The organism is Streptomyces sp. NPDC041796 (assembly GCF_055590785.1).
Genome location: NZ_JBVJAH010000015.1, coordinates 48,430 through 73,382, shown reverse-complemented (window position 1 = coordinate 73,382; position 24,953 = coordinate 48,430). Strand labels below are relative to the sequence as shown.

At 72.2% G+C, this 24,953-nt stretch carries 23 protein-coding genes and 1 tRNA gene; 12 read left to right on the top strand and 12 right to left on the bottom strand.

Going from position 1 to position 24,953, the window contains the following annotated elements; translation table 11 throughout:
- The first annotated feature begins 72 nt into the window (after positions 1 to 72).
- A complete protein-coding gene (locus tag ACZ6C1_RS27555) occupies positions 73 to 648 on the top strand; it encodes a TerD family protein (protein WP_469244236.1) in 576 nt (191 codons plus the stop codon).
- Between the two features lie 59 nt (positions 649 to 707).
- Complete coding sequence (locus ACZ6C1_RS27550) at positions 708 to 1,223, top strand: GNAT family N-acetyltransferase (RefSeq protein ID WP_469244234.1); 516 nt, start codon at positions 708 to 710, stop codon at positions 1,221 to 1,223.
- Here the strand turns inward: ACZ6C1_RS27550 and ACZ6C1_RS27545 are convergent.
- Together ACZ6C1_RS27545 and ACZ6C1_RS27540 are read right to left on the bottom strand one after the other, a co-directional pair.
- Entirely contained in the window at positions 1,204 to 2,592 is a 1,389-nt protein-coding gene (locus ACZ6C1_RS27545; RefSeq protein WP_469244232.1) for a M1 family metallopeptidase, read from the bottom strand. The two genes, ACZ6C1_RS27550 and ACZ6C1_RS27545, sit on opposite strands and share 20 nt — an antisense overlap.
- Positions 2,593 to 2,621: 29 nt before the next feature.
- Positions 2,622 to 3,197 carry a GlcG/HbpS family heme-binding protein gene (locus ACZ6C1_RS27540; protein WP_469244230.1) on the bottom strand — a complete coding sequence of 192 codons (576 nt, stop codon included), beginning with the start codon at positions 3,195 to 3,197 and terminating at the stop codon, positions 2,622 to 2,624.
- Between the two features lie 78 nt (positions 3,198 to 3,275).
- Between ACZ6C1_RS27540 and ACZ6C1_RS27535 the strand changes: the two genes are divergently transcribed.
- Positions 3,276 to 4,412, top strand: coding sequence for a sensor histidine kinase (locus tag ACZ6C1_RS27535; RefSeq protein ID WP_469244228.1), 1,137 nt, complete (start codon positions 3,276 to 3,278; stop codon positions 4,410 to 4,412).
- Positions 4,409 to 5,026, top strand: coding sequence for a response regulator (locus tag ACZ6C1_RS27530; RefSeq protein ID WP_469244226.1), 618 nt, complete (start codon positions 4,409 to 4,411; stop codon positions 5,024 to 5,026). Before ACZ6C1_RS27535 ends, ACZ6C1_RS27530 begins: the two co-directional genes overlap by 4 nt.
- A 6-nt stretch (positions 5,027 to 5,032) precedes the next feature.
- Here the strand turns inward: ACZ6C1_RS27530 and ACZ6C1_RS27525 are convergent, their stop codons facing one another.
- The gene (locus ACZ6C1_RS27525) at positions 5,033 to 8,185 is read right to left on the bottom strand and encodes an FG-GAP-like repeat-containing protein (RefSeq protein ID WP_469244224.1); all 3,153 of its coding nucleotides are present in this window, start codon (positions 8,183 to 8,185) and stop codon (positions 5,033 to 5,035) included.
- 139 nt (positions 8,186 to 8,324) lie between these two features.
- On the opposite strand from ACZ6C1_RS27525, the gene ACZ6C1_RS27520 reads away from it, so the two are divergent.
- From ACZ6C1_RS27520 to ACZ6C1_RS27510, 3 genes are all read left to right on the top strand, one after another.
- Positions 8,325 to 8,825, top strand: a complete 501-nt coding sequence (locus ACZ6C1_RS27520) for a hypothetical protein (protein WP_469244222.1) — start codon at positions 8,325 to 8,327, stop codon at positions 8,823 to 8,825.
- A 296-nt stretch (positions 8,826 to 9,121) separates the two neighbouring features.
- Positions 9,122 to 10,282, top strand: coding sequence for an FAD-dependent oxidoreductase (locus ACZ6C1_RS27515; RefSeq protein WP_469244220.1), 1,161 nt, complete (start codon positions 9,122 to 9,124; stop codon positions 10,280 to 10,282).
- A 125-nt stretch (positions 10,283 to 10,407) separates the two neighbouring features.
- A complete protein-coding gene (locus ACZ6C1_RS27510) occupies positions 10,408 to 11,406 on the top strand; it encodes a zinc-binding dehydrogenase (RefSeq protein WP_469244218.1) in 999 nt (332 codons plus the stop codon).
- A 124-nt stretch (positions 11,407 to 11,530) separates the two neighbouring features.
- Here ACZ6C1_RS27510 and ACZ6C1_RS27505 read toward each other — a convergent pair whose 3' ends face one another.
- Positions 11,531 to 12,019: a GNAT family N-acetyltransferase gene (locus ACZ6C1_RS27505; RefSeq protein WP_469244216.1), complete on the bottom strand. Its 489-nt coding sequence runs from the start codon at positions 12,017 to 12,019 to the stop codon at positions 11,531 to 11,533.
- Between the two features lie 59 nt (positions 12,020 to 12,078).
- On the bottom strand, positions 12,079 to 12,975 hold the full coding sequence (locus ACZ6C1_RS27500; protein WP_469244214.1) for an aminoglycoside phosphotransferase family protein: 897 nt from the start codon (positions 12,973 to 12,975) through the stop codon (positions 12,079 to 12,081).
- 47 nt (positions 12,976 to 13,022) lie between these two features.
- Between ACZ6C1_RS27500 and ACZ6C1_RS27495 the strand changes: the two genes are divergently transcribed.
- Positions 13,023 to 14,414, top strand: a complete 1,392-nt coding sequence (locus ACZ6C1_RS27495) for an NAD(P)/FAD-dependent oxidoreductase (protein WP_469244212.1) — start codon at positions 13,023 to 13,025, stop codon at positions 14,412 to 14,414.
- Between the two features lie 64 nt (positions 14,415 to 14,478).
- Here ACZ6C1_RS27495 and ACZ6C1_RS27490 read toward each other — a convergent pair.
- Positions 14,479 to 14,555 (bottom strand) — tRNA-Thr (locus ACZ6C1_RS27490).
- 184 nt (positions 14,556 to 14,739) lie between these two features.
- Here ACZ6C1_RS27490 and ACZ6C1_RS27485 point away from each other — a divergent pair.
- From ACZ6C1_RS27485 to ACZ6C1_RS27475, 3 genes are all read left to right on the top strand, one after another.
- Entirely contained in the window at positions 14,740 to 15,837 is a 1,098-nt protein-coding gene (locus ACZ6C1_RS27485; RefSeq protein WP_469244210.1) for an ABC transporter ATP-binding protein, read from the top strand.
- Positions 15,838 to 16,036: 199 nt separating this feature from the next.
- A complete protein-coding gene (locus ACZ6C1_RS27480; protein ID WP_469244208.1) occupies positions 16,037 to 16,450 on the top strand; it encodes a hypothetical protein in 414 nt (137 codons plus the stop codon).
- 40 nt (positions 16,451 to 16,490) lie between these two features.
- Entirely contained in the window at positions 16,491 to 17,201 is a 711-nt protein-coding gene (locus ACZ6C1_RS27475) for a nucleotidyltransferase family protein (protein ID WP_469244207.1), read from the top strand.
- Between the two features lie 60 nt (positions 17,202 to 17,261).
- On the opposite strand, the gene ACZ6C1_RS27470 is transcribed toward ACZ6C1_RS27475, so the two are convergent.
- From ACZ6C1_RS27470 to ACZ6C1_RS27445, 6 genes are all read right to left on the bottom strand, one after another.
- Entirely contained in the window at positions 17,262 to 18,899 is a 1,638-nt protein-coding gene (locus ACZ6C1_RS27470) for a DoxX family protein (RefSeq protein WP_469244205.1), read from the bottom strand.
- A 157-nt stretch (positions 18,900 to 19,056) separates the two neighbouring features.
- A complete protein-coding gene (gene rlmB / locus ACZ6C1_RS27465; RefSeq protein ID WP_469244203.1) occupies positions 19,057 to 20,007 on the bottom strand; it encodes a 23S rRNA (guanosine(2251)-2'-O)-methyltransferase RlmB in 951 nt (316 codons plus the stop codon).
- A 61-nt stretch (positions 20,008 to 20,068) separates the two neighbouring features.
- A complete protein-coding gene (gene cysS / locus ACZ6C1_RS27460) occupies positions 20,069 to 21,463 on the bottom strand; it encodes a cysteine--tRNA ligase (RefSeq protein ID WP_469244201.1) in 1,395 nt (464 codons plus the stop codon).
- A gap of 46 nt (positions 21,464 to 21,509) precedes the next feature.
- Positions 21,510 to 21,995, bottom strand: a complete 486-nt coding sequence (ispF, locus tag ACZ6C1_RS27455) for a 2-C-methyl-D-erythritol 2,4-cyclodiphosphate synthase (RefSeq protein ID WP_469244199.1) — start codon at positions 21,993 to 21,995, stop codon at positions 21,510 to 21,512.
- Positions 21,985 to 22,722, bottom strand: a complete 738-nt coding sequence (gene ispD, locus ACZ6C1_RS27450) for a 2-C-methyl-D-erythritol 4-phosphate cytidylyltransferase (protein WP_469244197.1) — start codon at positions 22,720 to 22,722, stop codon at positions 21,985 to 21,987. The genes ispF and ispD overlap by 11 nt, the downstream gene beginning before the upstream one ends.
- A gap of 263 nt (positions 22,723 to 22,985) precedes the next feature.
- Positions 22,986 to 23,468, bottom strand: a complete 483-nt coding sequence (locus ACZ6C1_RS27445) for a CarD family transcriptional regulator (protein WP_003953493.1) — start codon at positions 23,466 to 23,468, stop codon at positions 22,986 to 22,988.
- 641 nt (positions 23,469 to 24,109) lie between these two features.
- Between ACZ6C1_RS27445 and ACZ6C1_RS27440 the strand changes: the two genes are divergently transcribed.
- Positions 24,110 to 24,802 carry a DUF461 domain-containing protein gene (locus ACZ6C1_RS27440; RefSeq protein ID WP_469244195.1) on the top strand — a complete coding sequence of 231 codons (693 nt, stop codon included), beginning with the start codon at positions 24,110 to 24,112 and terminating at the stop codon, positions 24,800 to 24,802.
- Positions 24,803 to 24,953 lie beyond the last annotated feature (151 nt).

The following is a 24,953-nucleotide window of genomic DNA, read 5'->3' as shown; positions in this document are numbered from 1 at the left end:
TCCGGTCATGGAACCACTTCGCCGTGCCGAGCGTTATCTCGTACGACGTACGGACCACGAAAGGGACTTTCCATGGCTGTAAGCCTGTCCAAGGGCGGCAACGTCTCGCTGACCAAGGAGGCGCCGGGTCTGACCGCCGTCACTGTGGGCCTCGGCTGGGACGTCCGTACTACCACGGGTACCGACTTCGACCTCGACGCGTCCGCGATCGGCGTCGACCCCTCCGGCAAGGTGGCGTCGGACGCTCACTTCGTCTTCTTCAACAACAAGTCCACCCCGGACCAGACCATCGTCCACACCGGTGACAACCGCACCGGCGAGGGCGGCGGCGACGACGAGCAGATCAATGTGAACCTGGCGGGCCTGCCGGCCAACGTCGACAAGATCGTCTTCCCGGTCTCCATCTACGACGCGGTCACCCGCTCGCAGAACTTCGGCCAGGTCCGCAACGCCTACATCCGGATCGTCAACCAGGCCGGCGGCGCCGAGATCGCCCGCTACGACCTCAGCGAGGACGCCGCCACCGAGACCGCCATGGTCTTCGGCGAGCTGTACCGCAATGGCGCCGAGTGGAAGTTCCGGGCGGTCGGCCAGGGCTACGCCTCCGGCCTGGAGGGCATCGCCCGCGACTTCGGCGTCAACATCTGACGGACGCCCACGTGGTGCCCCGGCGGCGAAGTCCGCGCCGGGGCCCTACTGTTTTCCGCATGATCGTCGAACCGCTGGAGGGCGGCGAGGACGGCGCCCTGCCCGGCCCGCTCCTCACCGAACTCACCGAGCTGTACGCGTCGAACCGGGAGTTCCAGCAGCTCAGCGGGGATTTCCCGGACGCCGACGACATCCGGCCGGAGCAGGTCGCCGCCTCCCTCGCCGAGGAGCTGTCCCACCCGGACACGGAGGTGCTGCTGGCCCGTTCGGCGGGGCACGTCATCGGCATCTCGGTGACCCGCGCCCACCACCCCGAGGACCCCGACGACCCCGATCCCTGGATCGGGCTGCTGATGGTGCACGCCCGTGACCACCGGGTGGGCTTCGGCCGCGAGCTGGCCGAGATCGTCGAGAAGCGGTTCCGGGAAGTGGGCAGGCGGGGCGTCAAGCTCGCCGTGCTGGAGAACAACGAGAAGGCCATCGCCTTCTGGAGGGCCCTCGGCTACGAGGAGGTCGACCGCCGCCCGGACCTGCGGCTCGGCCGTGACTGCGTCGTCATGCGGAAGGGTCTGTAGGGCGGTCCTCGCCGTACAGCCAGGTGTCCCACACCTCGGTGAGGTCTTCGCCCGCCTGCTCCTCCACGTACCGGGTGAAGTCCTCCGTCGAGGCATTGGCGTGCCGGTACTTCGCCGCCCAGCCCCGGAGGATGCCGAAGAAGGTGTCGTCGCCGACGGCCTGACGCACCTTGTGCAGGACCATCGCGCCCCGGCCGTACACCGGTGGCCCCGAGATGTCGGCGGCCGTGGGCGGCTTCGCGGGCGGGAACGCCCAGTTCTCGTCGTAGGCGAACGCCTCCTCGAAGCTCTCCTGGGCGGGCGTGTCGCCGAAGTCCTCGGCGTACAGCCACTCGGCGTACGTCGCGAAGCTCTCGTTCAGCCACATGTCGCGCCACGACTCGGGCGACACCGAGTTCCCGTACCACTGGTGGGCGAGCTCGTGCACGAGCGTCGAGGGGTCGAAGGTGCTCTTGTCGAAGAACGGTCTGCTCTGCGTCTCCAGTGCGTACTCCACGTCGATGCGCGGGTCGACGATCGCGCCGGTGGAGGAGAAGGGGTAGGGACCGAATCTGCTCACTTCCCAAGCCAGGAGTTCGGGGATCCTGGCGAGGAGGGGCGGGTTTCCACGGGCGGCGGTGTGGACGGGGATGCCCGAGGGGGTACGGGAGGTCCTCGTCTCGTACCGGCCGATGGCGAGCGTCGCGAGGTAGCTCGCCATCGGCTCGGTGGAGCGCCAGGTGAAGGTGGTGCGGCCGCCGCTGGTCCGCTGTCGGCCCGGTTCGCCGTTGGAGACGGCCTTCAGGCCCTCGGGGACGGTGATGGTGAGGGTGTAGCCGGCCTTGTCGGAGGGGTGGTGGTTGCCGGGGAACCAGGCCGAGGAGCCCGTCGGCTCACCGAGCGCGACCGCCCCGTCGGAGGTCCTCAGCCACCCTTCCTGCGCCCCTTCGTCGTCGGTGATCGTGGCGGGTGCGCCGGAGTAGCGGACGACGGTACGGAAGGTGGCGCCGTCGGGGACGTCCTCGGCGGGCCGCAGCGTCACCTCCGCCCCTTCGCGGCGGACGGCGGCGGGCGCACCGTCGACGGTGGCGCCGTGGACGGTGAGCCCGGTGAGGTCGAGGTTGAAGGCGCTGAGGGCCTGGGTGGCCCGGGCCGTGATGTCGGCGGTGCCGGTGAGGCGGCCGCTGCCCGGCTCGTAGGAGAGGGTCAGGGCGTAGTGGCGTACGTCGTACCCGCCGTTGCCGAGCGCGGGGAAGTACGGGTCGCCGACGCCTGCCGCGCCCGGCCTGCCGCGCCCGCTGTCGTCGCCGTCACCGCCCGTGCAGCCGGTGAGGGCGGCGGCCAGGAGCAGGGCGACGGCGGCGAGGGCTCGGGGGCGACGGGTGTCCACTCCGTGATCGTATGGGCGGAATGAACGATTCAGCGGGTGAGCGCGGTCACACCGGCCTGGGCGAACTTCTCGTCCAGGGCGCCGCTGGGTGCCCCGGCCACGCCGATGCCCGCGATCGGCGTGCCCTTGGTGGTGACCGGGGCACCGCCGGCGAGGAACAGGGTGCCGGGGATGTCCTTCAGGTTCGGGGCGGTCTCCAGGCGCTTGGCCAGCTCGGACGTCGGCGCGTTCCAGGACACGGCGGTGAACGCCTTCCGGATGGCCGACTCGTAGGACTGCGGGCCGGCGCCGTCTCCGCGGAGGGTGACGATCGTGTTGCCGTTGCGGTCGACGACGGCGACCGTGACGCGCTGGTTCTCGGCCTCGGCGGCGTCCAGCGTGGCCTGCGCGGCCCGGGTGGCGGCGTCGATGGTCAGGTGCGTGGACTGCGTCAGGTCACGGGGGTGGGCGGTGCTGTCGGCGGCGGCCGTGGCGGGCGCCCGGTCCGGCTCGGCGGCGTTCGCGGAGATGGCGCCGAAGGTGCCCGCACCGAGCGCGGCGGCGGCCACGGCACCGGTGAGGAGGCGGGCGCGCAGCGACATGGTGTTCTTCGAGTGCTTCGTCATGTCTTCGATCGTGGGGGCGAGGCGGGGGGCCCGGGGTCAGCCGATCGGTTGATGCCGCGCGGGGCGGAGGGGGTGAGGATGGGACCGGTGATTCCGGTGCGAGGAGTGGTGGACGTGGAGCAGGACCCCGACGCCCGCTGGCTGGCCCGGGTGATGCACGCCGCGTTCTTCGCCCTGCTGGGCGCCTCCCTGGTGAGGTTCCTGCTGCGGCACCCCTGGCTGGACCTGGGCCCCTGGGTGGTGGCGCTGTCGGCGGCGCTGGCCGTGCTGTACGTACTGCCCGTGCCGCGCCGCCTGCCCTGGCTGTGCACGGTCGTCGCCGTGTGGATGGTGCTGGTGGTGCTGGCGCCCAGCTTCGCCTGGTGCGCGGTCCCGCTGTTCTACACCGGATTGCGTACGCTCCCGCCGCGCGCCGCGCTCGTGCTGGTCGCCCTGCTCACGGTGTTCGTGGTGGCCGCCCAGCTCCAGCTCGCGGACGGCGCCCCGGACCCGAACCTGCTGGTCGCCCCGCCCGCCGTCGCCGCCATCGCCACCGCCGTGTTCGTGCACAGCCGGCGGCAGGCGGAGCGGCTGGCCGCCACCGAACGCCGCGAGGGCACCCTCGCCGAACGGCAGCGGCTGTCGATGGAGATCCACGACAGCCTCGCCCAGGGCCTGTCCAGCCAGCGGATGCTGCTCCAGGCCGCCGACCGCACCTGGGACAGCGACCCGGCGACCGCCCGTCGCCATGTCCGTACGGCCGCGTCCATCGCCGAGCACAGCCTGACCGAGGCCCGCCGGTTCGTGCACGACCTGGCCCCCGCCGACCTCGCCGGGGGCGGCGGCCTGGAACAGGCGCTGCGCGCGCTGGCCGCCCGTGAGTCGGCGGACCTCCCCGTCGGCTTCCGGGTCGACGGCCCGCCCGTCGCCCTGCCGGACCGGGTGGGCGCGGCGCTGCTGCGGATCGCGCAGGGCGCCCTCGCCAACGTACGGGAGCACGCGGACGCGACGTCCGCCGCGCTGACCCTCACCTACCTGGACGACCAGGTGGTCCTCGACGTCGCCGACGACGGCCGAGGCTTCGACCCCCGGGCCGTACCGTCCTCCGGTGTCCGGGGCCACGGCCTGCCGGCGATCCGGGCGCGCGCCGAGCAGTTGGGCGGCACCCTGACCGTCGAGTCCGCGCCCGGCGAGGGCACGGTGCTGTCCGTGTCGATCCCCCTGGGGCAGTCATGACCGTTCGTATCCTGCTGTGCGACGACCACGCCGTCGTACGCGCCGGGCTCCTCGCGCTCCTCGGCTCCGCGCCGGGCATCGACGTCGTCGGCGAGGCGGGCAGCGGGGAGGAGGCCGTCGCCACGGCCGCCAAGCTGAAGCCGGACGTCGTCCTCATGGACCTCCAGCTCGGCCCCGGCATCGACGGGGTGGAGGCCACCCGCCGTATCACCGCGACCGTGCCCGGCGTCCGTGTCCTGGTCCTCACCACCTACGACACGGACGCCGACGTCACACGCGCGATCGGCGCGGGCGCCACCGGCTACCTCCTGAAGGCCGAACGCCCCGAGGAGCTGTTCGCCGCCATCCACGCCGCCGCGCAGGGCCGCAGCGCCCTGTCCGCGCCGGTCGCCCGCCGCGCCGCCTCCGCCGCCTCCGCCCCGGCCCTCACGGACCGGGAGCGGGACATCCTGGGCCAGCTCGCGCGCGGCCTGGGCAACCGCGAGATCGCCCGTGCCCTGTTCATCAGCGAGGCGACGGTCAAGACCCACCTGGGCCGCATCTACGCCAAGCTGGGCGTGGACACCCGCGCGGGCGCCGTCGCCGTCGCCAAGGAACAGCGCCTTCTGCCGTGACCGCGGTCAGAAGAGGCCCTTGTACCCCTGCCAGCCGGTGCCGACCCGGACCGTGGAGCCGAACGATCCCGTCCCGGTGCCGTGGTTGCGCAGCAGGTAACCGGAGGCGTTGCGGGAGATCAGGTCCGCCTTGCCGTCCCGGTTCAGGTCACCCACCCCGACGAACGCGTTGCGGCCGGTCGCCCAGTTGTTGCCGAACACCAGGGCCCTCGGCCTGACCGTGCCCGCCGCCGTGCCGTCGTACCGCCACAGCGAGTTGGCGGCGTCCACCGCGAGCAGCTCGCCGATGCCGTCACCGTTCAGGTCACCGGCCCCGAACACCGCCCGGTACAGCTTCCAGTTCGTACCGATCCGGCCGCGCGCCTTGAGCTTGCCCGCGCCGTCGTCCGCGTACAGGTAGATGTCGCCCGTGGTCGCCTGACGCGCCACCAGGTCCGGGCGTCCGTCGCCGGTCAGGTCACCGGGCGAGGTCAGCACGTTGAACTGCTTCCAGGTGGTACCGAGCGAGGTGTACGCGGTCCTCGGCGTCGGCGCCGCCCCGCAGGCGGGCCGGTACGCCCGCAGTTCGCCCGTGCTCAAGCGCACCAGGACGTCGCTGCACCGGTCGCCGTTGAGGTCGCCGAACGGCACCGCCACGACGGAGGTGCCCCAGCCGGTGCCCGAGGGGCCCTCGGTGAAGTTCCACACCCCGCTGCGGAAGGTGAGGGCACCGGTGCCGGTGAGGGCCAGCAGGTCGCCCTGCCCGTCGGGCTCGCTGCCGTCGCCGAGGTGGTCGCGGAAGACCGCCGCGCCGCCCCAGACCCGGCCGGTGCCGGTGGCGACCGCGGTGGCGGTTCCCCCGCTCGCGGGAACGGCCGTGAGGGTCCAGCGGAACGTGCCGTTCGGGGCGTAACCGCCCGCGTCGGTGCGGCCGTTCCAGGCCACCGAGACCTTCGCCCGGGTGTCCTTGCCGGTGACGGTGCGCACCACCTTGCCGGTGAGGGTCCTGACGGTGAGGGTCCAGGAGGTGGCGGGCCGCGAGAGCGTCCAGTCGCCGTACCAGGTGCCGGAGGTGGTCCCCACCCAGATGTCCTGGGTCACCTCGGAGCCGATGACGGTCAGCGGTGTGGTGGGCCGGATACCGGTCCCGACGACCCTCACCTGCTCCAGCGGGCCGCTGACGTACGCGACCATCCCGGTGTACTCGTCGACGGCCCAGCGGTAGCGGCGGTCCATGGTGAGCGCCGTCCCCGGAAGCGTGGCCAGGGTGCGGGTCACCGCCGTACCGGACGTGACGTCCGTGGTGACCAGGGTGCCGGCGGCGTGGTCGTGCCGGACGGTGAACCCGTCGCCGAGCAGGACGTCGCCCGGGGCCACCGGTACGGACGTCTTCCCCACCGTGTCGTACACCCCGGCGGGCCCGGCGGTGCCGCAGCTCCAGTACAGCCACTTGCCGGCGGCCTGGAGTTCCTGCGGGACGCAGGAGGCGCCGGGGACCGTCACCGTGGCCGTGGTCCTCGCGGTACGCAGGTCGTACGAGGTGAGCTGCCCCTTGGTGGCCGTGGGGCGCCACACCACGGGGCCGGCGAGTGCGGCGGCGCCGGCCGGGCCGGTCAGCTCGATGCCGTACCCGAGCCGGCCGACGTACTGCTTGGGGGTGGTGCCGGAGGAGTTGTGGACGACGTAACCGTCGGCGGCGTCGACGATCCTGCCGCCGGTGGAACCGGCCGGGAACTCCACTCCGGCGGTCACCCATCCGTCGTCGTTCAGCGTCTCCGCCGAATCGGTTTCCATGCCCCCTTCGCCGGACTTGCGGGCCAGGACGACGTCGCCGCCGGTGAAGTGGTTGGGCCAGATCTCGCGGCACGGGAGCGTGGTGACGGGGCACACCGGGGCGACGCCCTGCCCGGTGACGGGGGCGGCGGCGGGCACGGGGGTGCCGGTGGTGCCCAGGTTCCAGGAGTTGGTCTTGAGGCTTCCGCCCGATTCGTACCCGACGCGCAGGTGGCCACGGCCGAAGGCCAGGGCGCCCTTCCGGCTCTCGTACGGGGCGATCTTGTGCACCTTGGTGAGCGCAGGCACCCCGCCGGTGCCCGGGGCGATCCGCTGCACCCACCAGTCGGTGGCGCTCGTGCCACCGGTCACCAGCGCCGAACCGTCGGGCGCGGGCTGGACGCCCTGGCCGGACCGGGGCAGCAGGGTACGGGCGGGGCCGCCGTCGAGCGGCACGGCCACCACGGGGTGGGACGAGTCCGCCCCGACCTGGGACTCGGCCAGCACGAGCCAGTCGCCGACGAGCGCGGCGTCGGTGCCGTGCGCGCTGGTCGCCGCCAGCTTGTGCGTCGTCTCCGCACCGGCCGGTGCCGAACGCGGCTTGAGGCGGAGGGTCGCCGTGGTGGCGTCGTACCAGCCGACGCGTCCGGCGTCGAGGAGCGCGTCGCCGGTGCCGCCGCCCGCGTCGTCGAGGACGTCGACAGCGGTCGCGGTGGCGAAGTCGACGTACCCGAGGCGGCTGCTGCCGTCGGGGAAGGCGTAGCGCACCACGACGCCGGTCGCGTCACCGGTGACCACGGAGAAGCCGTCGACGTCCGCCGGGAGGCCCGACACCTGTCGACTGCGCTGCTCGCCGTCGACGGCGTCCGTGAGGAACAGCCCGTCCGGACCGTACCCGGACACGATGACCGACCCGAAGGTGCCCTGGTAGGAGCCCTCGAAACCGCCGAGTGTGGTGCGGAGGGAACCCGTGGCCATGTCCCGCATACGGGTCGTCTGCTGGGAGGTGAAGGTGTCGGGCATGGCCGCGATGTCACCGCCGCGACCGACCAGACCGTCACGGCAGGACGTGTAGATGTAGTAGCAGTCGGTGCCGTAGGCCACCTTGTAGGGCACTCCGCGCTCGTCCTTGACGGACACGGTGGAATTGCCGGCGTACGAGGTCCACAGCAGGCCCTCCGCGTCACGTCCGCCCTGCCGGTGCAGGAACCCGGTGGTCCCGGCGGCGAGCAACTGCGTGGGGCGCGGTGTGGTCCTGCTCGGGTTGTCCAGCACCACCTCGGGGGTGGGCGTCGCCGCGGCGGCGACGGTGCCGCCCCCGAGCGGCAGGACCAGGGCGCCCGCTGCGACGCAGGCGGTGATGAGCGTGGTGGCGAGCGCGCTGCGGCGCACGCGGTGTCCGGCCAAGGAGAGGCCCCCCAGAAAGCGTCAGGAAAGCGGGACGGCTCCCGACCCCCCAGTCATCCGCCTGTACCCGCACAAGTGCGCGGATCATAGCAACGCCCGGCGGCACGGTTTCCGCAGGTGGCGTGACACCATCGACTACGTGCTCGACATCGGCTACTCCCTCTCCCGCCGCTTCCCGGACCCACCGCAGACGGACTACCGCCACGCGGACGTCCACGCGCTGCGGCACGACCTGTTCTGCGGTGACGTGTACGTCGCGGACACCAAGGCCGACCGCGAGGTGTCCACGGCGTGGGGGTGGGTGCCCGTGCTCGACTTCGCGTGGGCGCTGTGCGACATCGTCGAGCAGCTCGACCGCGACCCGCGCGGCAGCCGGTCGGCCCGGCCGCAGTACGCCGAGCTGGACTTCACCGAGTCCACGGACCGGATGCTCTTCGAGCGCCGGTTCGGCTGGGTGGACATCGAGGCCGACTGGATGCCGGCCGAGGAACCCCCGCTCACCTTCGGCCACGCGGTCCTGCGCCGGGAGGCACGCGACTTCCTCCACGACCTGATCGCCGACCTCACGGACATGCACGAGGGCCTGGCGGACAACCCGGCGATCTGGACCGTCCAGTCCCGCTTCCCCCGCGTGCCCTGACACCGGCCCGGGCGGCCCTCGCCCGGCATCGGCGCCGGCGGGGCCGTACGGGTCGCACCCGCAGGGGTTGGCGGTGCCCTCACGGCTCCCTCACCGGGGCGGTACGCGGCGACAGGAGGGGGCGGAGCGGTGTCGGCCGGTGGGTGGGGCGAGGCCCTCCGGGCTCGTCTCCTCGGGGCCGGCGGGCCCCTACCGCGCCGCCGTACCGCCGCGTTCGGCCGCCCATGTCACGGATCGCGCACCGCCACCCGTCATCCCTCCGAGAGCAGCCACGCACCCTCCCGGGGAGAGACACCATGCCCACCCGCATCACCGTCATCGGCGGCGGCTTCGCCGGCCTCACCGCCGCCATCACCGCCGCCGAAGCCGGCGCCAAGGTCACCCTCCACGAGGCCCACCGCACCCTCGGCGGCCGGGCCCGTACCGCCGAAGGCCCCTACCGCACCAACGAAGGCCCCCACGCCCTCTACCACCGCGGCCCGCACTGGTCCTGGCTCGGGCAGCGCGGCCTGCTGGGCCCCATGGCCGCCGTACCGGCCCGCGAGGGCGCCCGCTTCCGCTTCCACCTGAACGGCGAACTGCGCCGCACCCCGCCACTGGGCATGCTCCGCCTGGCGCGCCGCACGCCCGAACGCGCCCCGGTGGACGTCGACTTCGCCACCTGGACGCAGAACCCCGCCGGCCGCGCCGCCGCGAACTACGCGGGTGTCGCGCTGTTCCACCACGACCCCGGCTCCCTGTCCGCCCGTTTCGTTCAGGAGCGGCTCCGCCGGGCCACCTCCCTGCCGCCCGAGGCGCACTATCCGCGCGGCGGCTGGGGTGAGGTCATCGACCGGATGGCCGCCCACGCCTGGGACCTCGGCGTGCGCATCGAGACCTCCGCGCGCGTCGACACCCTGCCCGACCGGGAGGGCCCCGTCATCGTCGCGACCTCCCTCGACGCCGCCCGCCGCCTCCTGAAGGACCCGGGCCTGACCTGGCCCAGCGGCCGCACCGTACTGCTCGACCTCGCCCTGCGCCCGCACCGGAAGGACCCGTTCGTGATCTCCGACCTGGACGCACCGGGCTGGCTGGAGCGGTTCACCGCGCAGGACCCGTCCCTCGCCCCGGCGGGTGAGAGCCTGCTCCAGGGCCAGTTCCCGATCGCCCCGCACGAGTCCAAGGCGGACGGTGTGGCCCACGCCGAGCGGTTGCTCGACAAGGGGTTCCCCGGCTGGCGGGACCGCACCCTGTGGCGTCGCGAGGCGCTCGCCAACGGGCGTACGGGAGCGGTCGACCACCCCGGCACCACCTGGCGCGACCGCCCGGCCATCGACCGGGGCGACGGCATCCTCCTGGCGGGCGACCAGGTCGCGGCGCCCGGGGTGCTGACCGAGGTGTCGTTCACCAGCGCCATCGGCGCGGCGTCCCTCGCCCTCAAGGCCGCCCACCCACGGCTCGACCTCAAGCGGGCTTGACCGAGCGGGCTCGGCCTCAAGCGGGTTTGACCGAGCGGGCTTGACCTCAAGCGCACTCGAGATTGAAGGCTCTCCTCCGTACCCCGCAGCAGGTCTCCGTACCCCGCAGCAGAAGAGAGCCCACCATGCGCGCCATCCGCCTCCACGCCTTCGGCCCCGCCGAGAACCTCACCCACGAGGAGATCCCCGACCCCACCCCCGGGCCCGGCCAGGTCCGGATCGCCGTCACCGCGTCCGGCGTGCACCTCCTCGACACCGCGCTGCGCCGGGGCGCGCCCGGCCCGTACCCCGCCCCCGCCGAACTGCCCACCGTCCCCGGCCGCGAGGTCGCGGGCACGGTGGACGCCCTCGGCGAGGGCACCGACCCCGCCTGGCTCGGCAAGCGCGTCGTCGCCCACCTCGGCATGGCCCCCGGGGGCTACGCCGAGCTCGCCGTCGTCGACGCCACCCGGCTTCACGAGATCCCGCCCGCCCTCGACGACGCCGAAGCCGTCGCCATGATCGGCACCGGCCGCACCACCATGGGCATCCTCCAGTTCGCCGAACTCGGCCCGGACAGCGTCGCCCTGGTCACCGCCGCGGCCGGCGGCATCGGCACGCTCCTCGTCCAGTACGCCAAGAACGCCGGAGCCACCGTCATCGGCCTGGCCGGCGGCCCCCGGAAGACCGCCCGCGTCCGGGCCGACGGCGCCGACCTCGCCGTCGACTACACACTCCCCGACTGGCCGGACCAGGTCCGCGCACACCTCGGGGACCGGCGGGCCACCGTCGTCTTCGACTGCGTCGGCGGCACCACCGGCCGCGCCGCCGTCGACCTCCTGGGCAGGGGCGGGCACCACCTCGTGTACGGATGGGCCGGCGAGGGACCGCACGACGGCGAGCCGCTCACCTTCACCGACGAGGAACTCGACCGGCGTGGCATCACCTCCCGGTCCGTCCTCGGACCGGTGATGCTCCAGAAGGCCGGCGGAGACGTACGCACCCTGGAGCTCCGCTCCCTCTCCGAGGCCGCGACCGGCCGCCTCCGCCCCGCCGTCCAGCGCTTCCCGCTCGCCGACGCGGCCGCCGCCCACCGCGCCCTGGAAACCCGCGCCACGATGGGCAAGGTGGTCCTGGTCCCATGACCCCGCCCGGGCGAACCGGCGTAACGGAACCGGCGCGGTCGTCCGGAGTCGGCTACTGGACCCCCAGGGGCCAGGAGAACACCGGAGGAATGCTCACCGGCCCCACCGTCACCTGCGACCGCCCCTAGGCCGCGTCGCCCTCGGCGCGCCCCAACTCCGCCAGCGCCCCGTCGGTCAACCGGTACACCGTCCACTCGTCCTGCGGCCGTGCGCCCAGCGACTTGTAGAAGTTGATCGACGGGGTGTTCCAGTCCAGGACGGACCACTCCAGCCGCTCGTACCCCCGCGCCACACAGATCCGCGCCAACTCCCGCAGCAGCGCCTTCCCGTACCCACCACCCCGCAGCTCCGGGCGCACATACAGGTCCTCGAGGTAGATGCCGTGCACCCCGCGCCACGTCGAGAAGTTCAGGAACCACAGGGCGAAGCCGGCGATCTCGCCCTCCTCCGTCTCCGCGATGTGCGCGAACGCCGCCGGCCGCTCACCGAACAGCGCCTCCTTCAACTGCTCCTCGCCGGCCCGCACCTCGTCCAGTGCCTTCTCGTACTCGGCGAGCTCACGAACCATCGAATAGATGGCGGGTACGTCGTCCACGACAGCGCTACGAATCATGACCGCAGCCTGCCCCGTACACCCCCCGCCGCGCCAGTACCGTCCACACCCTGAACCCCTTACCGCCCCAGCAGCAGCCGCGCCACCGCCGCCCGGTCGCCCTCCAGCTCCGTCCCACCGTCCTCCACGTGCCACAGCGAGTCCTGCAACACCCGGCCCAGCGTCCACGCCCTCGCCCGCTCCCGGTCCAGCCCCAGCACCTCCGTCAACAGGTCGAACCGCCACAACACCTCGTCCGGATCGAACCGGTCGAACAGCGACGGCAACAGCTCGAAACCCGGATCCCCCGCCAGCGGCTTCGGATCGATCGCCAGCCACGGCTCCCGGTCCGAGGCCAGCACATTGTCGAAGTGCAGGTCCCAGTGCAGCAGCCGGTCCCCCGGCTCACCCGCCACCTCCCGGACCGCCGCCGCACAGTCCCGCAACAGCCGCCGGTCCTCCTCCCGCTCCAACTCCCCCACCGCGCCGGACACGTCCTCCAGCATCCGTGCCGCGATGTCACCCAGCCCCCGCATCCCGGCCGGCGCCTCCACCGCCACCAGCCGCGCCATCAGCTCCGCCAGGACCCGCGTCACCTCCCGCATGTCCCCCACCGCCGACAGGTGCCTGCCCTCGTCCAACCGCTCCAGCAGCAGCGTCCCCGTCCCCGCGTCCCCCGCCAGCAGCCGCACCGCGCCACTGCCGTCCCACGTCCGCAGCGCCGACGCCTCGCCCGCACTCTCCTCGTCCAGCAACTGCAACTTCAACGCCGCACGCGTACCGTCACCCGCCACCACCGGCAGCACCAACGCCGACCACCCGTGCATCACCGGCCCCGTCCGCCGCAGCCCCCACTCCTCCAGGAACCGCTCCGCCCGCCCGGGCAGCGCCGCGACGAACGCCCGCCCCTCCTCGCCATTGATCTCGCTCTGCACCCGCGCCAGCGCCGCAGGAACCTCGATCACTCCACACCCCATCCGATAACGTCCACACCCACTCACTGGCGATGGACCCGAGGAACCACATGAGCACCGTCAACGGCGGCATATCGTTCTGGTACGCACAGGAAGGCACACCCGCACCGCGGGAACCCCTCCCCGGCGACACCACGGCCGACGTCTGCATCGTCGGCGGCGGCTACACCGGCCTGTGGACCGCGTACTACCTCAAGAAGGCCGTTCCCTTCCTCAACATCATCGTCCTGGAAGGGAAGTTCTGCGGCTACGGCGCTTCCGGCCGTAACGGTGGCTGGCTCTACAACGGCATCGCCGGCCGCGACCGCTACGCCAAGGCACACGGCCACGAAGCCGCCGTACGCCTCCAGCAGGCCATGAACGACACCGTCGCCGAAGTCGTCACCACCGCGTCCGCCGAGAACATCGACGCCGACATCCACCAGGGCGGTGTTCTCGAGATCGCCTACACCCCGGCCCAGTTGGCCCGCCTCAAGGCGTACCACTCCGTCGAGGTCGCCTTCGGCGAAACCGGCCGCCAACTGCTCGGCGCCCGTGAGACCGCCGACCGCGTCCGCGTCACCGGAGCCGTCGGCTCCACCTGGACACCCCACGGCGCCCGCATCCACCCGGTCAAACTCCTCAAGGGCCTCGCCGCCACCGTCGAAGCCCTCGGCGTCACCATCCACGAGTCGACCCCGGTCACCGGGATCAAGCCCAAGCACGCCACCACCCCGTACGGCACGGTCCGCGCCCCCTACATCCTCCGCTGCACCGAAGGGTTCACCGCGAGCATCAAGGGCCACAAACGCACCTGGCTCCCCATGAACTCCTCCATGATCGCCACCGAGCCGCTCCCCCAGGACCTCTGGGACGCCATCGGCTGGACCGGCCGCGAAACCCTCGGCGACATGGCACACGCCTACATGTACGCCCAGCGCACCGCCGACGACCGCATCGCCCTCGGCGGCCGAGGCGTCCCCTACCGCTTCGGCTCCCGCACCGACAACGACGGCCGCACCCAGCCCGCCACCGTCGACGCCCTCCGCGAGATCCTCATCCGCCTCTTCCCCCAGCTCGCCGGCACCGGCATCGCCCACGCCTGGTCCGGCGTCCTCGGCGTCCCCCGCGACTGGTGCGCCACCGTCACCCTCGACCGCTCCACCGGCCTCGGCTGGGCCGGCGGCTACGTCGGCTCCGGCGTCGCCACCGCCAACCTCGCCGCCCGCACCCTCCGCGACCTGATCCAACAGGACTCCGGCCAGTCCGGCCCCACCGACCTCACCACCCTCCCCTGGGTCAACCACAAGGTCCGCCCCTGGGAGCCCGAGCCCCTCCGCTGGCTCGGCGTCCACACCCTTTACACCGCCTACCGCGCCGCCGACCGCCGCGAAGCCACCACCCACACCCCCGCCACCGACCGCATCGCCACCCTCGCCGACCGCGTCTCCGGCCGCCACTGACCCCACCGCGACACACGACAAAGGCCCCGGACGCATGTCGTCCGGGGCCCTGCTCATCGTGTACTGGAGCCCCCTGTCGGGTTCGAACCGACGACCCCCGCTTTACAAGAGCGGTGCTCTGGCCAGCTGAGCTAAGGAGGCACTGCGCACGAGTGTAACCGGACCCCAGCCGCCTCCGGCCGAAAATTTCGCCGCCCGGCGACTGCTGACAGATGCCGCCCGGCCAGGTAGCGTCACCCGGGGTTCACTCGCGTGGACCAGACCACTTCCATTCCTTTACTCGGATCGTCCGGCACGTTCCTGCCGGTGAAGGGACTGCATCACCATGGCTTCTGTCACGTTCGACAAGGCGACCCGGATCTACCCGGGTGGTACCAAGCCCGCCGTCGACCAGCTGGAGATCGAGATCGCCGACGGCGAGTTCCTCGTCCTCGTCGGCCCCTCCGGCTGCGGCAAGTCCACCTCGCTGCGCATGCTCGCCGGCCTGGAGGACGTCAACGGCGGTGCCATCCGCATCGGTGACCGCGACGTCACGCACCTGCCGCCGAAGGACCGGGACATCGCCATGGTGTTCCAGAACTACGCGCTGTACCCGCACATGACCGTCGCCGACAACATGGGCTTCGCGCTCAAGATCGCCGGCGTGAACAAGGCGGAGATCCGCAAGAAGGTCGAGGAGGCGGCGAAGATCCTCGACCTCACCGAGTACCTGGACCGCAAGCCGAAGGCGCTCTCCGGCGGTCAGCGTCAGCGTGTGGCGATGGGCCGCGCCATCGTGCGTGAGCCGCAGGTGTTCCTCATGGACGAGCCGCTGTCGAACCTCGACGCCAAGCTCCGTGTGTCCACCCGTACGCAGATCGCGAGCCTCCAGCGCCGGCTCGGCATCACGACCGTGTACGTCACGCACGACCAGGTCGAGGCCCTCACCATGGGTGACCGGGTCGCGGTGCTCAAGGACGGTCTGCTCCAGCAGGTCGACACCCCGCGCAACATGTACGACCGTCCGGCGAACCTCTTCGTCGCCGGTTTCATCGGCTCCCCCGCCATGAACCTGGTCGAGGTCCCGATCACCGACGGCGGCGTGAAGTTCGGCAACAGCGTCGTGCCGGTGTCGCGTGAGGCGCTGTCCGCGGCGGCCGACAAGGGCGACACGACGGTGACGGTCGGTGTCCGCCCCGAGCACTTCGACGTGGCGGGCGCGGAGAGCGACCAGGGCCTGGCCGTGTCGGTCAACGTCGTCGAGGAGCTCGGCGCCGACGGGTACGTGTACGGCTCCGCCCGCGTCGGCGGCGAGGACAAGGACCTGGTGGTCCGCGTCGGCGGCCGTTCCATCCCGGAGAAGGGCTCCGTGCTGCACGTCGTGCCGCGCCCGGACGAGATCCACGTGTTCTCGACCTCCACCGGTGAGCGCCTCAGCCGCTGACACCGCAAAACGCCCGCACGGCCCCGTACTTCGGTGTGGGGCCGTTGGCGTACCCCTCCGGGATGTCGACAAATACCCCGGCAGACGGGTCAATTCGGACCCTGTTCGTCAACGGGCAATTCGAAAAGGAGCATCGAACCATCCCCCGTGGGGGTGACTAAATGTCTCCAAATCATCACTGGCCGCTACGCTCACGTCCGTGACCCACACCGCACGCCGAATCGGCCGCTCTCTCGCCCTCGTCCTGCCCGTCGTCCTGGTGCTCTCCGGAACTCTCGCGGTCACCAGTGTCCCGTGGGCGGGCAGCACCTCCCAGACCCAGATGCTCACCGCGTCGTCGGAGAACGTCTCGGTACGGGCCAAGTCCCGCGCACCTCAGGATATTCTCCGCGACAAGCTCCTCGCAGAGCTTCAGGAGAAGGACCCGGGTGTCGCCCTCACGCACCTCCAGCGCACCGTGGAGGAGCGCCCGTCGCTCGCCAAGCACTGCATGTCGATCGCCCGCGCCCTCGGCCGTGCCGCCGTCCAGCACTACGGTCCCGTACGCGCCCAGACGTATTCCCGCCCCGTGTGCGACACGTCCTACGCCACCGGCGTCGCCCACGAGAGCTGAGGCGTATCGCCGGCACCGAGGTGCGCCTATCGTGCGCGGTATGCACACCTCTCCGACGCAGGCCGTGGTCCTGGCGGGCGGCCAGGGTTCACGACTGCGCCCGTACACCGACGACCGCCCCAAGCCGATGGTCGAGATCCCGGGAACCGGGACCCCGATCATCGGCCATCAGCTTTCCTGGCTGGCCGCCGAGGGCGTGACCGACGCCGTCGTCTCCTGCGGCCACCTCGCCGAGGTGCTCCAGCAGTGGCTGGCGACCGCCGAACTGCCCTTGCGGGTCACCACTGTCGTGGAGCCGGAGCCGCTGGGCCGTGGCGGCGGCCTCAAGTACGCGGCCGCGCGCCTGCCGAAGCCCGACGAGCCGTGGTACGCCACGAACGGTGACATCTGGACCCGTTTCTCGCTGCGTGAGATGGCCGCGTTCCATGCCGAGCGCGATGCCACCGCGACACTCGCCCTGGCCCGTCCCCGTATCCCCTGGGGGGCCGTCGAGACGGACACCTTCGGGCACATCACCGACTTCATCGAGTCGCCGCCGTCCCCGTACCTCATCAACGCGGGCGTGTACGTCTTCTCCCCCGCCTTCACGGACGCGCTGCCCGACCGCGGGGACCACGAGCGAACGACGTTTCCCCGGCTGGCCCGTGAGCGGCGTCTGGCGGGCTTTCCGCTGCCGCAGGGGGCGTACTGGCGGGCCATCGACACCGCCAAGGACCTCCAGGAGGCGGCGAAGGAGCTCGCCGCCTCCTGACCCGGGCACGGGAGAGGGGCGGTCACCGTGCGCGGTGACCGCCCCTCCTGTGTGTGTACGTCAGCCGAGCAGGCCGCCGATCGGGTTGCGGTTGCCGCCGGTGGACGAGCCGCCGTCGCTGCCGCCGGAGCCGCCGCCCGTACCGCCGTCGTCACCCCCGTCACCGCCGGTGCCGCCACCGCTGCCGTTACCGCCCGTGGAGGTCGGGCCGGCGCTGGAGGACGGCGGGGGCACGGGCTCGGACTGCTCCGGAGGCTGCTGGCCGGTGCCCTGCGAGGCGGTGGGCCGCTCCTCCTCGATGCGCTCCTCCTCGCCGACGCCGGCCGTCTCGGCCGGGGAGGACTCCTCCTCCTCGGCGGTCGGTCCGGCGGTCGCGGACGCGGAGGGCTCGGGGCGCCGGGAGGACTCGCGGGCGGACGGGGACTGCTCGCCGGGCTCCTCGGGGAGCGGCCGGCCGGGCAGGTGGTTGGTGGGGTCGTCGTTCGGCCCGGGGACGGTGACCATCTCCGTGGAGCGTACGGCCCCGCCGAGCACCGAGCCGATGAGCAGGGTCAGGCCGACCACGACGGTGGCGACGAGCACGCCGCGCCGCAGTACCCGGCGGCGCAGGTCCCACAGCGCCGAGCGGGGGCCGAGAGTGCGCCAGGCCTCACCGGCGAGGCGTCCGTCGATGGAGTAGACGGGCGCGCCGGCGATGATCAGTGGTGACCAGGCGGCGAGGTAGATGAAGTCGGGCGCGTCGTAGACGGGGACGGTCTTCCAGCTGACGGTGAGGATCAGCGCGGCGGAGAGCATCACCCCGAACACGGCGGCGACCCGCTGCCAGAGGCCCAGTACGGTCAGGACGCCGACGATGACCTGGGCGAAGGCGACGGTGAGGCCGGCGCCGACGGGGTGGGCGAGGGCGAAGTCGCGCAGCGGCTCCGCCAGGGCCCACGGGTGGAGGGACGTGAGCCACTTCACCATGGAGCCGCGTTCGCCGCCGTCGAAGTAGACGGGGTCGCAGAGCTTGCCCATGCCGGCGTAGATGGAGATGAAGCCGAGGAACACGCGCAGCGGGAGCAGGACGACGCCGAGGTTCATCCGGCGGCCGGGGTAGTACGCGTGCCGGTGGGCCGGTCCGGTGTACGCCCCGTCCACGGGACGGTCGTCGGCGCGGTCGTCGGCGCGCTCGGCGCGGTCGGTGTCGCTCCCGTAGGGACCGGCGTACGTGTCGGCGTAGGTGTCGGCGTACGTGTCGGGCTGGTCGTCGTAGGCGCCGACCGCGCGGCGCATGGGCGGCAGGAGCGGCGGCGCGTCGGGGCCGCGCTGGGCGCCGACGACCGGGGTCGGCATGGTGTCGTCGGTGAGGTCGACGCGCGGGATGACCTGGGTGGCGCCGCCGTCGAGCGTGCCGAGGGCGGTCGATTCCCGCACGGCCTGGAGGAGCCCGGTCGCGCCGGGGTCACCGGGCGAGGACTTGCCGCTCCATACGACGGGCGCGCGGCGCCGGGTCGTCGCGCCGCCGCTGGCGGAGGCGCCGCTCATGGCGGGCACGCGGGCGGGGTCTGCCGGCCGGGACTTGTTCGCCGGGGCGAGCTGCACACGGAAACTGGCGTGGTTCACGATGACCTGCGCGGGATCGCAATCCACCTTGACCATGCTCAGCGCAGGCTGATCGTCGAAACCGGGCCGGGGCGTTCTGGTGTCCACACTCATCTAACCGAGTGACGTGGGTTTAGGACACTGCCTTGACGGCCGGGAAATGTCCGAGACCCGTCAAGATCATGACGGGTCTCGGGATCACGCGTTTCAGGGGCGCAGTGCCGGCCCCCTCGGCACGTCGGGCCTCCGGGGCGTCACGCGCGGCCGGGCGTCACGCGCGGCGGCGGGCCGCCTCGTACAGCACCACACCGGCGGCGACGCCCGCGTTGAGGGACTCGGCGCCGCCCGGCATGGGGATGCGGACGAGGTGGTCGCACGTCTCGCCGACGAGGCGGGACAGGCCCTTGCCCTCGCTGCCGACGACGATGACGACCGGGCCGCCGAGGGCCTCCAGCTCGCCGACCTCCATGTCACCGTCGGCGGCCAGGCCCACGACGGTGATGCCGGCCTTCTGGTAGGCCTCCAGGGCGCGGGTGAGGTTGGTGGCGCGGGCGACGGGGGTGCGGGCGGCGGTGCCCGCGGCGGTCTTCCAGGCACCGGCGGTCATTCCGGCCGCGCGGCGCTCCGGCACGACCACGCCGTGGCCGCCGAACGCGGAGACGGAACGGACGACCGCGCCGAGGTTGCGCGGGTCGGTGACGCCGTCGAGGGCGACGATCAGCGGGTCCTCGCCGTTGTCGAAGGCGACCGCGGCCAGGTCCTCGGGGTGGGCGTACTCGTAGGGCGGGACCTGGAGGACGAGGCCCTGGTGGTTGAGGCCGTTGGTCATCCGGTCGAGCTCGGGGCGGGGGGCCTCCATGAGGTTGATGCCGCCGCGGTCGGCCGCGAGCTTGAGCGCGTCGCGCACCCGCTCGTCGTTGTCGATGAACTGCTGGACGTACAGCGTCGTCGCGGGGACGCCGTCGCGCAGCGCCTCGAAGACGGGGTTGCGGCCGACGACCATCTCGGACAGGCCCTTGCCGCCGCGCCGGGCGACCTGGCGACGGTGCGCCTGCTTGGCCTTGGCGTTGGCGACGCGGTTCTTCACATGGCCCTTGCGGGCGGACGCGGGCGGCGTGGGGCCCTTGCCCTCGAGGCCCCGGCGCCGCTGGCCACCGCTGCCGACCGTCGCGCCCTTCTTGTTGGACGTGCGGCGGTTCCTGCGCTGGCTGTTCCCGGCCATGACTTACCTGCTTCGTCGATGATGCGTACGTACGTGTATATGAAGTGTGCCAGCGCGGGGCTCAGCGCGCGCCGAGCGTCCAGCGCGGCCCGTCGGGGCTGTCCTCGATGACGAGTCCGGACTGGCCGAGCTGGTCACGGATCGCGTCCGCCGTGCCCCAGTCCTTGCGCGCCCGGGCGGCCTCGCGCTGGTCGAGGACCATGCGTACGAGGCTGTCGACGACGCCGTGGAGGTCCTCGCCGCGGTCGGTCTCGCCCGCCCAGTGCGGGTCGAGCGGGTCCAGGCCGAGGACGCCGAGCATGGCACGGACCTCGGCGAGGCGCGCGACGGCGGCCTCCTTGTCGTCGGCGGCCAGCGCGCTGTTGCCCTGCCGGACGGTGGTGTGGACGATCGCGAGCGCCTGCGGGACGCCCAGGTCGTCGTCCATCGCCTCGGCGAAGGCAGGCGGGACGTCGGCGGCCGGCTCGACGGGCCCGGCCTTCTCGACGACGCGCTGGACGAAGCCCTCGATGCGGGCGAAGGCGGACTCGGCCTCGCGCAGGGCCTCCTCGCTGTACTCGATCATCGACCGGTAGTGCGGGGTGCCCAGGTAGTAGCGCAGGACGATGGGGCGCCACTGCTTGACCATCTCGGAGACCAGCACCGAGTTGCCGAGCGACTTGGACATCTTCTCGCCGCTCATGGTGACCCAGGCGTTGTGCACCCAGTAGCGGGCGAACTCGTCGCCGAACGCCTTGGCCTGGGCGATCTCGTTCTCGTGGTGCGGGAAGACCAGGTCGAGGCCGCCGCCGTGGATGTCGAAGGCGGAGCCGAGGTACTTGTGCGCCATGGCGGAGCACTCCAGGTGCCAGCCGGGGCGGCCGCGGCCCCACGGCGTCTCCCAGTCGGGCTCGCCGGGCTTGGTGGCCTTCCACATGGCGAAGTCGCGCGGGTCGCGCTTGCCGGCGACACCCTCGTCGGGCTGCCGCAGGTCGTCGATGTCCTGGTTGGACAGCGACAGGTACTCGGGGAAGGAACGGACGTCGAAGTAGACGCTGCCGTCGGCGACGTAGGCGTGCCCGCGCTCGATGAGGCCGCGCATCATCTCGATCATCTCGGGGACGTGGCCGGTGGCGCGCGGTTCGTAGGTGGGCGGGAGGCAGCCGAGGGCCTCGTAGCCGTCGTTGAACGCGCGCTCGTTCTCGTACCCGATCGACCACCAGGGGCGGCCCTGGTCGGCGGACTTGGCGATGATTTTGTCGTCGATGTCCGTGACGTTGCGGATGAACGTCACGTCATAGCCGCGGTGGGCGAACCAGCGGCGCATGATGTCGAAGTTCAGTCCCGACCGGATGTGCCCGATGTGCGGGGCGGCCTGCACGGTGGCACCACACAGGTAGATCGAGACGCAGCCCGGCGTGAGCGGGGTGAAGTCGCGGATCTGCCGGGCGCTGGTGTCGTACAGACGAATAGTCACCACTCCAGGGTAGTGGGCCGGTGCCAGTGCCCCGTGCCCGTACGGCTCAGGCGTTACGGACCAGTAGTGCGGTCGCGATGGCGGCGAGGCCCTCCGCGCGGCCGGTCAGTCCGAGACCGTCCGTGGTCGTGCCGGACACCGACACGGGTGCGCCGGCGGCCGCGCTCAGCGCCTTCTGGGCCTCGTCGCGCCGCTTGCCGATCTTCGGGCGTACGCCGATGACCTGGACGGCGATGTTGCCGATCTCGAAGCCCTCGGCGCGGACGATGCGGGCGGCTTCGGCGAGGAGCGTCACACCGGAGGCGCCGGACCACTCGGGGCGGGAGGTGCCGAAGTGGGCGCCGAGGTCGCCGATGCCGGCGGCGGAGAACAGCGCGTCGCAGGCGGCGTGGGCGGCGACGTCGCCGTCGGAGTGCCCGGCGAGCCCGTACTCCTCGCCCTCCCAGAGGAGGCCGGCACACCACAGTTCCCGCCCGTGTTCGAAGGCGTGGACGTCGGTGCCGATGCCGACGCTCGGCAGGCTAGAAGCCATCGTTGGCCCTCCTCCGGGCGAGTACCGCCTCGGCGAGCACGAGGTCGAGCGGGCGGGTCACCTTGAACGCCTCCTCGTGGCCCGGCACGACGACGACCGGCTCGCCGAGCCGCTCCACCATGCCGGCGTCGTCGGTGACGGTGTCGGTGACGGTGGTGTGGGCGCGCACCAGGGTGTCGCGGGCGAAGCCCTGCGGGGTCTGGACGGCGCGGAGGGTGGCGCGGTCGGGGGTGGCGAGGACCGGCTCGGGCTCGCCCTTCTCGCGCGGGTCGACCTGCTTGACGGTGTCGGCGAGCGGCACGGCGGGCACGACGGCCACGGCGCCGTCGCGGACGGCCTCGATGACCGCGTCGACGGTGTCGACGGGCACGAGGGGGCGGGCCGCGTCGTGGACGAGGACGGTGGTGATGTCGTCGGGCAGCGCGGCCAGGCCGAGGCGGACGGACTGCTGGCGGGTCTCGCCGCCGGGTACGACGAGGTAGTCGGTCCTCTCGGGGAGCGCGTGCGCGTCGAGGAGGTTCTTGACCTCGGGTGCGCCGTCGGGCGGTGCGACGACCACGACGAGCGAGACCGCGCGCGAGGCGGCCATGGCGCGGACCGCGTGGATGAGCATGGGCGTCCCGTTCAGCGCGCGGAGCGCTTTGGGGGCGCCCGGGCCGAGTCGTACACCACGACCCGCGGCGGGGATCACCGCGGCGGTGCGGGCGGGGGGGCTTGCGTCTGACATCGGTTGCACTCCGGCAGGTTTGTTGACTCGGCCCATCTGGGTATGGCCTCTGCGGGGCGGCGCAACGCCTTGACCGGACCCTTCCGTGACCCCGGTCGAGTGAGCTGCGCCTCAGGTCTCTCACCGGACAGGTCCGGGCGGGAGTACACGCGGCGGGAAGCCGGCTGGAGCCGGACATGCCGCAGCGCCCGGCGACGAAGCTGTCTGTCACAGCATGTCAGCGGGCACCGCGGCATCGCTTCACATCAGCTACGCGTTACGCGTCAGGACGCGAGGACCTCGTCGAGCAGGGCCTCGGCCTTGTCTTCGTTGGTGTTCTCAGCGAGGGCGAGCTCGCTGACCAGGATCTGGCGCGCCTTGGCGAGCATGCGCTTCTCTCCGGCGGAGAGACCGCGCTCACGCTCACGGCGCCACAGGTCACGCACCACTTCGGCGACCTTGATGACATCGCCGGAGGCGAGCTTCTCGAGATTTGCCTTGTAGCGACGGGACCAGTTCGTCGGCTCTTCGGCGTATGGTGCGCGGAGCACCTCGAAGACCCGGTCCAGTCCGTCCTGACCGACCACATCGCGCACGCCGACGAACTCCGCATTGTCCGCTGGCACACGAACCGTCAAGTCGCCCTGGGCGACCTTGAGCACCAAGTAGGTCTTGTCCACGCCTTTGATCTGGCGAGTTTCGATGGCCTCGATCAGCGCGGCCCCGTGATGGGGATAGACCACGGTGTCGCCAACCTTGAACGTCATGTGACAGGTACCCCTTCCGTGGCTATCCAGGGTAACACGGATACGGCTTCTTCTGAATGGCGTTTTCGCAGGTCAGGGCATATCTCGGGGCTTGACAACAGCAACACGAACGTGCTGCGGAGGGCTTCCGGAAGGGGGTATTCGCAGGTCGGAGCGGCTGCGCGGGCGGACTGAAACGAGCACGTCACACCCCTCGACGAGTGGTCCGGAGAGGTGAATCGTCCCGGTTTGTCGGGTTCCCTGAGGTGAACTTCCCGTACTCCGTTCGGCCGCCGCTCACTCGTACGGACGGTGGTCCCGGGCGTTTGTCGAAATTGACGACCGCGGGGCGTGCGTTGACCGCCGGGCGTGATCACGCGGGCTTTTCGCAAGGAATGCAGGACCGCCCCGGAATTGATCAAGAGCGGTTATGTGAACGCGGATCGAACTGCCGGGACGGCGGAAGCCCGGCCCCCGGGCGCCGACCCCGGGACGGGACTGGGGCGGGTCGGGTGCGGGGCGGGGTGGAGGGGTCGGTAACCTGAGCGCGCCGACTGATCCTTTGGTCCATTCTCACGAACGGGCCCCGGGATCGGCCGGACCCCGGTACCACCAGACCGTGCCCGTCCCTCCGTCCGTACGTCCTAGGAGTTGCCGCCGCCGTGAGCCGCAGCCTTCGACGCGGCGCCCTCGCCGCCACCGCCATCGTGTTCTCGATCGCCTCGCTCTCCGCCTGCGGTGCGGGCAACGACGCCCAGACCCTCGGCGTCAAGCCGGACAACGCCGCCACCTCGGTCGGCACCGTCAAGGTCCAGAACGCGGTGGTGATCACGCAGCCGAAGATCGACGCGGAGGGCCCCGCCGTCGTCTCGGCGATGCTCTTCAACAACGGCGCCAAGGCGGAGACGCTGGAGGCGATCGAGCTGCCCGGCTCGAAGCTCCCGGTCAAGCTCACCGGCGCGGGCGGCTCCGGCCCCATCACCGTCCCCGCGGGCGGCTCGGTCCTGATCGGCGGCAAGGGCAACGCGTCGGCGGTCATCGAGCAGGGCCGTGAGGCGGCGAAGAACGGCGACGTCCAGGACGTCGTCTTCAAGCTCAGCGAGACGGGCGACGTCAAGCTCCGGGCCTTCGTCGTCCCGGCGACCAGCTACTTCGCGGGCTACGGCCCCGAGGTGGTGCCGCAGAAGCCGGCGGAGCAGAAGCCCCCGACGTCCGTCCCGCCCGCGCCGCCGTCGGGCGCCCCGACCGGCAGCCCCAGCGGCTCCCCGGCCGCGCCGGACGCCCCGAACGAGGGCGACGAGGCGCCGGAGGCCCCGACGGACTCCGCCTCCGCGTCGCACGACGCCGGCCACTGACGTACACGTCTCCACGTACGGTCCGTACACGGTCCACGTACGGGAAGGGGGGGCCCCCCGGGGGGGGGGGGGGGCATCCCCCCGCACGCTCCCCCCCGCAGGAGGGGGAATGAGGTGCCGCTCGGGGGGTTGGTCCGATGTGGGGACGGGG